Source organism: Streptomyces sp. NPDC046379, assembly GCF_055587785.1.
The window spans coordinates 1-12,925 of the sequence record NZ_JBVJFP010000013.1 but is presented as its reverse complement, the minus strand read 5'-3'; the positions used below and the strand labels follow the sequence as shown (position 1 = coordinate 12,925).

The 12,925-nt window shown below is 73.1% G+C and carries 9 protein-coding genes; 4 read left to right on the top strand and 5 right to left on the bottom strand.

The genetic code is table 11. The features are described from left to right. Positions 1 to 79: 79 nt before the first annotated feature. Together ACZ6KF_RS22550 and ACZ6KF_RS22545 are read right to left on the bottom strand one after the other, a co-directional pair. Positions 80 to 784, bottom strand: coding sequence for a response regulator (locus ACZ6KF_RS22550; RefSeq protein WP_356636869.1), 705 nt, complete (start codon positions 782 to 784; stop codon positions 80 to 82). Beyond that, positions 781 to 2,418, bottom strand: coding sequence for a sensor histidine kinase (locus tag ACZ6KF_RS22545; RefSeq protein ID WP_356636871.1), 1,638 nt, complete (start codon positions 2,416 to 2,418; stop codon positions 781 to 783). The genes ACZ6KF_RS22550 and ACZ6KF_RS22545 overlap by 4 nt, the downstream gene beginning before the upstream one ends. A 142-nt stretch (positions 2,419 to 2,560) precedes the next feature. Here ACZ6KF_RS22545 and ACZ6KF_RS22540 point away from each other — a divergent pair, with 142 nt between their 5' ends. From ACZ6KF_RS22540 to ACZ6KF_RS22525, 4 genes are all read left to right on the top strand, one after another. Continuing rightward, complete coding sequence (locus ACZ6KF_RS22540; protein ID WP_356636873.1) at positions 2,561 to 3,967, top strand: cation:dicarboxylate symporter family transporter; 1,407 nt, start codon at positions 2,561 to 2,563, stop codon at positions 3,965 to 3,967. A 136-nt stretch (positions 3,968 to 4,103) separates the two neighbouring features. After that, entirely contained in the window at positions 4,104 to 4,532 is a 429-nt protein-coding gene (locus ACZ6KF_RS22535; protein ID WP_356636875.1) for a MerR family transcriptional regulator, read from the top strand. Then, complete coding sequence (locus ACZ6KF_RS22530) at positions 4,529 to 4,843, top strand: thioredoxin family protein (protein WP_356636877.1); 315 nt, start codon at positions 4,529 to 4,531, stop codon at positions 4,841 to 4,843. Before ACZ6KF_RS22535 ends, ACZ6KF_RS22530 begins: the two co-directional genes overlap by 4 nt. A 175-nt stretch (positions 4,844 to 5,018) precedes the next feature. Beyond that, positions 5,019 to 7,286 (top strand): HelD family protein, encoded by a 2,268-nt coding sequence (locus tag ACZ6KF_RS22525; protein ID WP_469239789.1) that lies wholly within the window; start codon positions 5,019 to 5,021, stop codon positions 7,284 to 7,286. Here the strand turns inward: ACZ6KF_RS22525 and glgB are convergent. The 3 genes from glgB to treS form a co-directional block, all read right to left on the bottom strand. Next, entirely contained in the window at positions 7,261 to 10,083 is a 2,823-nt protein-coding gene (gene glgB, locus ACZ6KF_RS22520; RefSeq protein WP_469239787.1) for a 1,4-alpha-glucan branching enzyme, read from the bottom strand. The genes ACZ6KF_RS22525 and glgB overlap by 26 nt on opposite strands. A gap of 23 nt (positions 10,084 to 10,106) precedes the next feature. Beyond that, entirely contained in the window at positions 10,107 to 11,510 is a 1,404-nt protein-coding gene (locus tag ACZ6KF_RS22515; protein WP_469239785.1) for a maltokinase N-terminal cap-like domain-containing protein, read from the bottom strand. 107 nt (positions 11,511 to 11,617) lie between these two features. Beyond that, positions 11,618 to 12,925, bottom strand: a 1,308-nt coding sequence (gene treS / locus ACZ6KF_RS22510) for a maltose alpha-D-glucosyltransferase (RefSeq protein ID WP_469239783.1), incomplete at its 5' end; no start/stop codon positions are given.

Genomic DNA, 12,925 nt, shown 5'->3' with positions numbered 1-12,925 from the left:
ATGTGCCGGCCGGCCCAGGGGCGACCGGCCTTGGCTCGGCGGCGGCAGCGTCCGGCGCCCGGCGGCGCCGGGCCGGCGTTCAGCGGCCCGGTTCCGGGGTCGCGGGCACCCAGCGGTACACCAGTTCGGGCCTGCCCACCTGCCCGTACAGCGGGCTGCGGCCGGCCCGGCCGGCGTCGACCAGATGCTCCAGATAGCGCCTCGCCGTGATGCGCGAGATGCCCACGGCCTCGCCCACGCCGGCCGCCGTGAGCCCTTCGGCCGACTCGCGCAGCGCGCCCGTGACCCGCTCCAGCGTCGGCGCGCTCAGCCCCTTCGGCAGGGCGGCGGGGCCCGGTGCGCGCAGGGTCGCCAGTGCGCGGTCCACCTCGTCCTGGCCGCTCGCCTCGCCCGCCGCGCCCCGGAACTCGGCGTAACGCACCAGCCGGTCGCGCAGCGTCGCGAAGGTGAACGGCTTCAGCACGTACTGCACGACGCCCAGCGACACGCCCTCCCGCACCACCGCCAGGTCCCGCGCCGACGTCACCGCTATCACGTCCGCGTGATGCCCGGCCGCCCGCAGCGAGCGCGCCAGTTGCAGCCCGTGCACGTCCGGCAGGTGCAGGTCGAGCAGCAGCAGGTCCACCGGCGTGCGTTCCAGCGCGCGCCGGGCCGCCACGCCCGTGTGCGCCTTCCCGACCGCGACGAACCCCGGCACCCGGCCGACGTACATCGCATGCGCGTCGGCGGCGACCGGGTCGTCCTCGACGACCAGGACGCGGATGGGCTCGCGCTCCCCGGTCATGCGCCGGCTCCCGCGGGCGTGGCGCGCGTGGCGGCCGGCGCGGCGGTCAGCGGCAGCCGTGCCTCGAACTCGGCGCCCCCGCCCTCGGCCCCGGCCACCGACAGCGTCCCGCCGTGCCGGTGCGCCGCCTGCCGCACCAGCGCCAGCCCCAGCCCCCGCCCGCCCGGACCGGCCGGCTTGGTGGAGAAACCGCGCTGGAACACCGCCTCGGCGTGGGCCGGGTCCACGCCGTCGCCGGTGTCCGAGACCCGCAGCACCAGTTCGCCGTCCTCGGTGAGCGCCGACACCGTCACCCGGGCGGGCACCGCGCCCTGCGCGGCGTCGACGGCGTTGTCGATCAGGTTGCCGAGGATGGTGACCAGGTCGCGGGCGGGCAGCCGTTCGGGCAGCAGCCCGTCGTCGAGCCGACTGTCCGGCGACACCACCAGCTCCACGCCCCGCTCGTTGGCCTGCGCGGTCTTGCCCAGCAGCAGCGCCGCCAGCACCGGCTCGCCGACGGCCGCGACGACCTGGTCGGTGAGCGCCTGCGCCAGCTCCAGCTCGGCCGTGGCGAACTCCACCGCCTCCTCGGCGCGGCCCAACTCGATCAGCGAGACCACCGTGTGCAGCCGGTTCGCCGCCTCGTGCGCCTGGGAGCGCAGGGCCTGGGTGAAGCCGCGCTCGGAGTCCAGCTCGCCCATCAGCGACTGCAGCTCGGTGACGTCCCGCAGGGTGACCACCGTGCCGCGGCGCTCGCCGCCCGACACCGGTGAGGTGTTCACCACCAGCACGCGGTCCGCCGTCAGATGCACCTCGTCCACCCGCGGCTCCGACGCCAGCAGCGCCCCCGTCAGCGGGGCGGGCAGTCCTAGGTCGGCCACGGAACGGCCGACCACCTCGCCCCCGAGGCCCAGCAGCTCCCGCCCGCCGTCGTTGATCAGCGCCACCCGGTACTGCCCGTCCAGCATCAGCAGTCCCTCCCGTACGGCGTGCAACGCGGCCTGATGGTAGTCGTGCATCCGGCTCAGCTCGGCGGCGTTCATGCCGTGGGTGTGCCGGCGCAGCCGGGCGTTAATCACGTACGTGCCGATCGCGCCCAGCGTCAGCGCGCCCGCGGCGACCCCGATCAGGGCGGTGAGCTGGCCGCGCACCCGCTCGCTGATCGCCTCCACCCGGATGCCGGCGCTGACCAGGCCGGTGATCCGGTCGCCGTCCCGTATCGGGGCGACCGCGCGGACCGAGGGGCCGAGGGTGCCGGTGTAGGTCTCGGTGAAGGTCTCGCCGCGCAGGGCGCGGTCGGTGTGGCCGAGGAAGCGCCCGCCGATCTGGTCGGCGCTGGGGTGGGTCCAGCGGATGCCGTCCGGGCTCATGATCGTCACGAAGTCGACGCCGGTGCCGTGGACGACCCGCAGCGCGTACGGCTGGAGGGCCGCGGTCGGGTCGGGGGCGCGGGCCGCCTCCCGCACCGAGGGCGCGTCGGCGACGGCCCGGGCCACCGCCGTCGCCTGGCGGCCCGCGGCCTCCTCGGCCTGCCGGGTGTCGCTGACGTAGGCGAACAGCGCGTACCCGGCGACCAGCACCGCGATCAGCACGGCCTGCATCGCGAACAGCTGCCCGGCCAGGCTGCGCGGCCGGGGGAGGGACGGGAGGCGCATGGCGCCAGTGTGCCCCGGCGCCCGTGCGTGAACTAAATGAACGCAAGGGTGACCGCCCTCACAGGGCGCGCCATAGTCACGGCATCCCCCGGACGTGAGCCGCACGCCGGTGACACCGACGACGACGTCAAGGAGGGCAGCCGTGGCCGGCACACCCCCGGCGGCACCTGCCGCACCCGCCGCCAAGCGGGACCGCACCCACTATCTCTACATCGCCGTGATCGTCGCGGTCGCGCTCGGCATCGCCGTGGGCCTGATCGCGCCGGACTTCGCGGTGGAGCTGAAGCCCATCGGCACCGGGTTCGTGAACCTGATCAAGATGATGATCTCGCCGATCATCTTCTGCACGATCGTGCTGGGCATCGGTTCGGTGCGCAAGGCGGCCAAGGTGGGCGCGGTCGGCGGGATCGCGCTGGCGTACTTCCTGGTCATGTCGCTGGTGGCGCTCGGCATCGGTCTGCTCGTCGGCAACCTCCTGGAGCCGGGCAGCAGCCTCGCGGTCACCGACGCGGTGCGCGAGACCGGGCAGGCGCAGGTCGAGGCGGAGGCCAAGGACACGACGGAGTTCCTGCTGGGCGTCATCCCGACGACGATCGTGTCGGCGTTCACCTCGGGCGAGGTCCTCCAGACGCTGCTGATCGCCCTGCTCGCCGGCTTCGCACTGCAGGCGATGGGCCGGGCCGGGCAGCCGGTCCTGCGCGGGATCGAGCACATCCAGCGGCTGGTCTTCCGCATCCTCGCCATGGTGATGTGGGCCGCGCCGATCGGGGCGTTCGGCGCCATCGCCGCGGTGACCGGCTCCGCGGGCCTCGACGCGCTCAAGAGCCTCGCCGTGCTCATGCTCGGTTTCTACGTGACCTGCGTGCTGTTCGTCTTCCTGGTGCTGGGCGCGCTGCTGAAGATCGTCTCGGGCCTGAACATCCTGTCCCTGTTCGCGTACCTGGGCCGGGAGTTCCTGCTGATCCTGTCCACGTCCTCCTCCGAGTCGGCGCTGCCGCGGCTGATCGCCAAGATGGAGCACCTGGGCGTCAGCAAGCCCGTCGTGGGCATCACCGTGCCGACCGGCTACTCCTTCAACCTCGACGGCACGATGATCTACATGACCATGGCGTCCCTGTTCATCGCCGACGCCATGGGCACCCCGATGTCCGTCGGCGAGCAGATCCCGCTGCTGCTGTTCCTGCTGGTCGCCTCCAAGGGCGCGGCCGGCGTCACCGGCGCGGGCCTGGCCACGCTGGCGGGCGGCCTCCAGTCGCACAAGCCCGCCCTGGTGGACGGCATCGGCCTGATCGTCGGCATCGACCGCTTCATGAGCGAGGCCCGCGCCCTGACCAACTTCGCGGGCAACGCGGTGGCCACGGTCCTGATCGGCACCTGGACCAAGGAGATCGACCGGGACCGGGTGACGGAGGTCCTGGCGGGCCGGGCGCCGTTCGACGAGAAGACCCTCCTGGACGACCACGGGGACGACCACACGGACGGCGCGGACGCGGACGCCGCGCCGGCCGGGCCGACCGCCGGCGGCGACAAGGAACTGGCCAAGGCCTGACGCCATCGCCGCCCCCTCGACCGGATTCCCCCCACCGCGCCCCGCGCCCACCCCCCTCCCCAGGGGCGCGGGGCGCACCCCTGCCCGCAGGCGCGGGCCTTGCCCTGACGTCGGCGTCAGGGCTTAGCGTCGGGACATGCGAATCGGTGAGCTGGCCGCGCGGGCCGGGACGACGGCGCGCGCGCTGCGGTACTACGAGGCGCGGGGGCTGCTGCCCGCGCGGCGGGACGGCAAGGGGTACCGGACCTACGACGAGGGGGACCTGAAGCTGCTGCGGCAGATCAGGACGCTCCAGGACTTCGGGTTCGGCCTGGAGGAGACGCGGCCCTTCGTGGAGTGTCTGCGGGCCGGGCACCCGGAGGGCGACTCCTGCCCCGCCTCGCTCGCGGTCTACCGCCGCAAGCTGGCCGAACTCGACGCGCTGATCGAAGAGCTGGGCGCGGTGCGGGCCGAGGTCGGGGCGCAGCTGGCCCGGGCCGAGCGGGCGCGGGAGTCGCTGGCCGCCGAGGCGTCGGTTCCGGGCGGTCCGGAGCCGGTCTGCGAACTGGGAGGGCACACGTCGTGATCGAAGTGACGGACGAGGACTTCGCGGCCGAGGTGATCGGCTCGGACCTGCCGGTCCTGGTGGAGTTCACCGCCGACTGGTGCCCGCCCTGCCGGCAGATGGCCCCGGTGCTGAAGGCGGTCGCCGCCGAGGAGGCGCAGCGGCTGAAGGTGGTGCAGCTGAACGTGGACGCCAACCCGGAGACCACCAACGCCTACAAGGTGCTGTCCATGCCGACGTTCATGGTCTTCCGCGCGGGTGAGCCCGTGATGTCGGTGGTGGGGGCGCGGCCCAGGCGCCGACTGCTGGCGGAGCTGGACGAGGTGCTGTGACCCTCGTCGGGCCGTGCGGCGATCCGTAACCCGACGGCAAACGAAAATCCCCCGGGCGGTAATTGCGCCCGGGGGATTTCTCTGCGTATATTCAATGATTCGCGACTTCGTGCCGGAAGAGGTTACGGAAACGCGAAAAGTTCGATGGGCAAAGTATATCCGGGCGGGAGTGGAATTGTCAAACGTCGCTTTTCCAGACGATGAAACGCGTCGCGAGCAGGAATTCATCGACGGCCTGTACGCGCGCGTCGACCTGCTGCGGGGCGACACCGAGGCCGCCGTCACGGACGCCCTCGCGCAGGGCGACAAGCCGATGCAGGCCAGACTGGAGCGGGACGTCCTGGTCGCCGAGCGGTCCGGACTGCTCGCCGCCCTGAACGCCGTCGACGGCTCCCTGTGCTTCGGCCGGATCGACCTGAATTCCGGCGTCACCCATCACATCGGCCGGATCGGACTGCGCGCCGACGACGCCGAACGCACCCCGGTCCTGATCGACTGGCGCGCCGACGTCGCCCGCCCGTTCTATCTCGCCACCGGCCACACCCCGATGGGCCTGCGCCGGCGCCGCCACATTTCCACCGAGGGCCGCCGGGTCACCGCCCTGCACGACGAGATCCTGGACCTCGGCGACGCCACCCGCACCGGCCACGAGGACCCCACCGGCGACGCCGTGCTGCTCGCCGCGCTGAACTCCGCCCGCACCGGCCGGATGGGCGACATCGTGCGCACCATCCAGGCCGAGCAGGACGAGATCATCCGCGCCCCGCACCGGGGCGTGCTCGTCGTCGAGGGCGGCCCCGGCACCGGCAAGACCGCCGTCGCCCTGCACCGAGCCGCGTACCTGCTCTACGAGCACTGCGAGCTGCTCGCCCGCCGCGGCGTGCTGATCGTCGGCCCCAACCCCGCGTTCCTCGGCTACATCGGCGAGGTGCTGCCCTCCCTCGGCGAGACCGGCGTGCTGCTGGCGACCGTCGGGGAGCTGTTCCCCGGGGTGCGGGCGACCGCCGCCGACACGCCCGGGGCGGCGGCGGTGAAGGGCCGCGCCGACATGGCCGACGTGCTGGCCGCCGTCGTACGGGACCGGCAGACGCTGCCCGACCCGGTCCTCGCCATCGAGCACGACCGCGAGGTCCTGATGCTGGACGACGGCCTGGTCAACGTCGCCCGCGAGCGCACCCGCGCCGCCCGGCTGCCGCACAACGTGGCCCGCGAGCACTTCGAGGGCCACATCCTCAACACCCTCACCGACATGGTCGCCGAGCGCATCGGCACCGACCCCTACGACGGCTCCAGCCTGCTCGACGCGAGCGACATCACCCAGATCCGCGACGAACTGGCCGAGAACCCCGAGGTCTGGGACGCCATCGACCGGCTGTGGCCGGTGCTCACGCCCCAGCGGCTGGTCGCGGACTTCCTCGCCGAGCCCGACCGTTACCTCTCCGCCGAGGACGCCGCCGCGGTCCGCCGCCCGGTCACCCGCGCCTGGACCGCCGCCGACGTGCCGCTGCTGGACGAGGCCGCCGAACTCCTCGGCGAGGACGACCGCCCCGCCCGCGCCCGTGCCGAACGCGAGCGGGAGACGCAGATCGCCTACGCGCAGGGCGTGCTCGACGTGTCGTACGCGTCCCGGACCTACGAGTTCGAGGACAAGGAGGAGGACGACCCCGAGGGCTCGGAGGTGCTGTCCGCGCACGACATCATCGACGCCGAGCGCTTCGCCGAGCGGCACGAGGAGGACGACCACCGCTCCACCGCCGAACGCGCCGCCGCCGACCGCACCTGGGCCTTCGGGCACATCATCGTGGACGAGGCGCAGGAACTGTCCCCGATGGCGTGGCGGTTGCTGATGCGGCGCTGCCCCACCCGCTCGATGACCCTGGTCGGAGACCCCGCCCAGACCGCGGAGGCGGCCGGCGTCGGCTCCTGGGCCGACATCCTCGCGCCGTACGTCGAGGACCGCTGGGAGCACACCCGCCTCGGCGTCAACTACCGCACGCCCGCCGAGATCATGGAGCTCGCGGCGGCCGTCGTACGGGCCGAGAACCCGGACTTCGAGCCGCCCGGCTCGGTGCGCTCGACCGGAATCCGCCCCTGGGTGCGCCACGCCGGCGACCTGCCCGGCGCCGTCGCGAAGGCGGTCGCCGAGCTGACCCCCGCCGAGGGGCGGCTCGCGGTGATCGCCCCGCGCGACCTGCACCGCCGCCTCGCCGCCCACCTGGACGGCGTCACCGCCGGGGCCGAACCCGACCTGACGCGGACCGTCGTGCTGCTCGACCCGCGTCAGGCCAAGGGCCTGGAGTTCGACTCCGTCCTCGTCGTCGAGCCGGGCCGCTACGGCACCAGCGACCTCTACGTGGCCCTGACCCGCGCCACCCAGCGGCTCGGCGTCCTGCACACCGGGGACCTGCCCGAGGCGCTCAGGCGGGCCGCAGCCACACCGTAGCCAGCGGCGGCAGCGTCAGCCGGATGCTCGCGGGGCGGCCGTGCCACCCCGTGGCCTCCGGCTTGACCGGGTCCGGGTGGCCGACGCCGCTGCCGCCGTAGCGGGCCGCGTCGGTGTTGAGGACCTCGTGCCAGGCCGGGACGTCGTCCGGGACGCCGAGCCGGTAGTCGGGGCGGACGACCGGCGAGAAGTTGCTGACCGACAGCAGCGGCGTCCCGGCGGCGTCCAGCCGGAGGAAGGCGACCACGTTGTCGTCGGCGGCGTCCCCCACGATCCACTGGAAGCCGTCCGGATGGACGTCGCGCTCCCACAGCGCCGGCGTCCGCCGGTAGACGGCGTTCAGATCGCCCACCAGATCGCGCACCCCCTGGTGGTCGGCCGCCGCCCCGTACGCCGGGTCCAGCAGCCACCAGTCCGGCCCGCGCGTCTCCGACCACTCCGCGCCCTGTGCGAACTCCTGCCCCATGAACAGCAGTTGCTTGCCCGGATGGGCCCACATCCAGCCCAGGTAGGCGCGGTGGTTCGCGCGCTGCTGCCACCAGTCGCCCGGCATCTTCGACACCAGCGACCGCTTGCCGTGCACCACCTCGTCGTGCGAGATCGGCAGCACGTAGTTCTCGCTGTACGCGTACACCATCGAGAAGGTCAGCTCGTGGTGGTGGTACTTGCGGTGGATGGGGTCGTGGCCCATGTACTGGAGCGAGTCGTGCATCCAGCCCATGTTCCACTTCAGCCCGAAGCCGAGACCGCCGAAGCCGCTGGGGCCCTGGTGGTGGGTGGCGCGGGTGACGCCGTCCCACGCGGTGGACTCCTCCGCGATGGTCACCACGCCGGGCACCCTGCGGTACACGGTGGCGTTCATCTCCTGGAGGAACGCCACCGCGTCCGTGTTCTCCCGGCCGCCGTGCTCGTTCGGCGTCCACTGGCCCGGCTCGCGCGAGTAGTCGAGGTACAGCATCGAGGCGACGGCGTCCACGCGCAGCCCGTCGATGTGGAACTCCTCGCACCAGTACACCGCGTTGGCCACCAGGAAGTTGCGCACCTCGCGCCGGCCGAAGTCGAACTCCAGCGTGCCCCAGTCGGGATGGGCCGCCCGCAGCGGGTCGGAGTGCTCGTACAGGGGCCGCCCGTCGAACTCGGCCAGCGCCCAGTCGTCGCGCGGGAAGTGCGCCGGCACCCAGTCCATCAGCACGCCGATGCCGGCCCGGTGGAGGCGGTCGACCAGGTACTTGAAGTCGTCCGGGGTGCCCAGGCGGGCCGTGGGGGCGTAGAAGCCGGTGACCTGGTAGCCCCAGGAGCCGCCGAAGGGGTGCTCGGCGACCGGCATCAGCTCGACATGGGTGAAGCCGAGCTCCTTGACGTACTCGGGCAGCTGCTCGGCGAGCTGACGGTACGTCAACCCAGGCCGCCATGACGGCAGGTGCACCTCGTACACGGAGAACGGCGCCTCGTGCGCGGCGCGTTCGGCGCGGCGCGCCAGCCACTCCTGGTCGCCCCACTCGTAGGCGGAGGCGTGCACGATCGAGGACGTGTTCGGCGGGACCTCGGTACGGCGGGCCATCGGGTCGGCGCGCAGCGTCTTCGAGCCGTCCGGGCGGGTGATCTCGAACTTGTACTGCGCGCCCTCGCCGATCCCCGGCACGAACAGCTCCCACACCCCGGTCGCGCCCAGTGAGCGCATCGGGAAGCCGGTCGCGTCCCAGAAGTTGAAGCCGCCGGCCACCCGCACGCCCAGCGCGTTCGGCGCCCACACGGTGAACCGGGTGCCGGCCACGCCCTGGTGCGTCATCGGCTCGGCGCCCAGCGCCCGCCACAACTCCTCGTGCCGGCCCTCGCCGATGAGGTGCAGGTCGAGGTCGCCGAGCGTGGGCAGGAAGCGGTACGGGTCCTCGGTGTCCAGCACCGTCCCCTCGTAGCGCACCCGCAGCCGGTACGCGGGCACGTCCGTGAGCGGCAGCACCCCGGAGAAGAACCCGTCGCCGTCGTCGTGCAGCTCGGCGCTCAGCTCCCCGGCGACGACCGTGACGGCCAGGGCGTACGGGCGGAAGGCGCGGAAGACCACACCGCCGGGCACCGGGTGGCCGCCGAGCACCGAGTGCGGGGCGTGGTGGGCGCCGGCGAGGAGACGGGTGCGGTCGGCGGGGGAGAGGGCGGGGTCGACGGGGGGCGCGGACTGCGGGGGGCGGGCGGCGTCGGCGGGCCTGCGCGCGGCGGGGGTCTTCGGCGGTGCGGCTTCGGCGGGGGCGGCCTCGGCGGCGGCCTTCGCCGTCGTCCTGGCGGCGGTGGTCTTCGCGGCGGTGGTCCTGGCCGCCGTGGCGGTGGCCTTCGCCGTGGTCTTCCGGGCGGCCGTCTTCTTCGCCGCGGCGCCCTTCTGCGCCGGCACCGTCTTCTTGGCGGGGGCGGCGGTCCGGTCCGCGGCGGTCTTCGCCGCCGCCTTCTTGGCCACTGCCTTCTTCGACAGGGCCTTGTCGGCCACTGCCTTCTCGGTCACGGCCTTCTTGGTCGCCGCCGTCCTCTTGTCCGCCGCCTTCTCGGCGGGGGCCTTCCGGGCGGCGGGCGCCGCCTGCGGGTCCGCCGGCGTCCGGGCGGCCGCGGTCTTCTTCACGGCCGCGGTCTTCTTGGCGGTGGCGGACGCCTTCTTCGCGGTGGCAGGCGCCTTCTTCCGCGCCGCGGTCTTCTTCGCGGGCGCGGCCGGAACCGGCGTCGAGCCCGCGGCCGGGGCCGCCTTCTCCTCGGCCGGCGGCTGCTCGGCCGTCTTCTCGGGATCCGGACCGCTGGGCGAGGTACGGGGGGTCACGGGCGGAGCCTCCTAGGAGAGGGTCAGGTCGGTCGGTCGGAAGCGAGGCGCCGTATCGCCGACAACGGCACCTGGAGCCAGTCCGGGCGGTGCCGCGCCTCGTACACGACCTCGTATACCGCCTTGTCGGTCTCATGGGCCCGCAGCAGCACCGGGTCGGTCCGCGGATCCCGCCCGCCGACCTCGGCGTACCCGGCGCAGTACGCGGCCCGGCAGGTCTGCGCCCAGTCCTCGGCCGGGGGCCGGACCGAGTGCGCGGCGTAGTCGAAGGAGCGCAGCATCCCGGCGATGTCCCGGACGACCGGCTGCGGCATACGGCGCTCCGCCAGCGGCCGGGCCGGCTCGCCCTCGAAGTCGATCAGCGTCCAGTCGCCGCCCGGCGAGCGCAGGCACTGCCCCAGATGCAGATCGCCGTGGACGCGCTGGGCGGTCCAGGTCTGGCCCTCGTCCGCCAGTTCGGTCACCGCGTCGAACGCGGCGCGCAGCCCGGGCGCGTACGGGCGCAGCGCGGGCACCGCGTGGGCGGCGGCGTCGAGGCGGTCCACCATGCCGTCGACCATCAGCCGGATCTGCGTGGGACCGAGGGTGACGGTCGGCAGGGCGCGGGCCAGCGCCGTGTGGACCTCGGCCGTGGCCCGCCCGAGCGCCCGCGCCTGCGCACCGAAGTCCTGCCGCTTGGCCAGCTCGCGCAGCGCCAGCTCCCAGCCGTCGGCGGCGCCCCGGACGAAGGGCTGGAGGACGCCGAGGACGTACGACTCCCCGGCCAGCTCCGTGCGCATCCACGCCGTCGGCGCGGGCACCCGCGGGCAGCCCTCGCGGGCCAGCGCGAGCGGCAGCTCCAGATCGGGGTTGACGCCGGGCACGATCCGGCGCAGCAACTTGAGAATGAACGTATCTCCGTAGACGACCGAGGAGTTGGACTGTTCCGCGGTCACCGGGCGGGGCATCAGGCCGGAACGGATCTCCCGGTCGGCGTCGCGCTCGAAGCGCAGGGAGCCGATGCGGGCCCGGGCGCGCAGCGCCTCCAGGAGCACCTCGGCGGGCCGGGGGTCGTGCAGGGCCTCGTACGCCGTGCGTCCGGCGAGCGGACCCTCGGTGACGTGGCCGATGAGCGCGGGCGCCAGCCGGGGCGGCAGCGCCTCGCGCACGCCTATCAGCAGCTGGTAGCAGTCGGCGGGGGCGGGGGGTGCGCCCGGGACCGGCGCGCTCGGCTGGTGGGCGCGCACCAGCAGGTGGTAAAGGCCGAGTCTGCCCGTGGCGGGCAGCAGTTCGGTGGCCGCCACCAGGGAGAACCCGGTGACCGGGCGGCCCTTGCCCGCGAACCAGCGCTGCCGCGGCAGCCACTCCCGCAGCAGGGGGTCCAGGGACCCGAGCAGGCTCGTGCTGGGCGTCGTGGTCGTGGCGACGCGGGTGACGGCGTCCGACATGGCGTACGTCCTTTCCCCGGGTGGGCGGGGTGTTACTGATGCGTGCCCCGGGCGGGACGGGGGAAACCGCCCCGCCCGCGGCTTTCGGCGGCGTCCGCGGACCTGGCCTAGACGGCGTCCTCGCGGAGCCGGAACCAGTAGAAGCCGTGGCCCGCCAGGGTCAGCAGGTACGGCAGTTCGCCGATGGCCGGGAAGCGCACCCCGCCGATCAGCTCCACGGGATGGCGCCCGGCGAACTCGCGCAGGTCGAGCTCGGTCGGCTGGGCGAAGCGGGAGAAGTTGTGCACGCACAGCACGAGGTCGTCGCCGTGCTCCCGCAGGAACGCCAGGACGGCCGGGTTGGACGAGGGCAGTTCGGTGAACGACCCGAGTCCGAAGGCGTGGTTCTGCTTGCGGATCTCGATCATCCGGCGGGTCCAGTGCAGCAGCGAGGAGGGCGACGCCATGGACGCCTCGACGTTGGTGACCTGGTAGCCGTAGACCGGGTCCATGATCGTGGGCAGGAAGAGACGGCCGGGATCGCAGGACGAGAAACCGGCGTTGCGGTCCGGGGTCCACTGCATGGGCGTGCGGACGGCGTCGCGGTCGCCGAGCCAGATGTTGTCGCCCATGCCGATCTCGTCGCCGTAGTAGAGGATCGGCGAGCCCGGCAGGGACAGCAGCAGCGCGGTGAACAGCTCGATCTGGTTGCGGTCGTTGTCGAGGAGCGGGGCGAGCCTTCGGCGGATGCCGATGTTGGCGCGCATCCGGGGGTCCTTGGCGTACTCCGCGTACATGTAGTCGCGCTCTTCGTCGGTGACCATCTCCAGGGTCAGCTCGTCGTGGTTGCGCAGGAAGATGCCCCACTGGCAGCCCGACGGGATCGCCGGCGTCTTGGCCAGGATCTCGGAGATGGGGTAGCGCGACTCGCGGCGCACGGCCATGAAGATGCGGGGCATGACCGGGAAGTGGAAGGCCATGTGGCACTCGTCGCCGCCGCCCGTGTAGTCGCCGAAGTAGTCGACGACGTCCTCCGGCCACTGGTTGGCCTCCGCCAGCAGGACGGTGTCCGGGTAGTGGGCGTCGATCTCCTTGCGGACCCGCTTGAGGAACTCGTGCGTCGCGGGGAGGTTCTCGCAGTTGGTGCCCTCCTCGGCGTAGAGGTAGGGCACGGCGTCCAGCCGGAAGCCGTCGATGCCGAGGTCGAGCCAGAACCTCAGCGCGGAGATGATCTCCTCCTGAACGGCCGGGTTCTCGTAGTTGAGGTCCGGCTGGTGGGAGAAGAAGCGGTGGAAGAAGTACTGCTTGCGGACCGGGTCGAAGGTCCAGTTGGACACTTCCGTGTCGACGAAGATGATGCGGGCGTCCTGGTACTGCTTGTCGTCGTCGGCCCACATGTAGTAGTCGCCGTAGGGGCCGTCCGGGTTGTTGCGGGA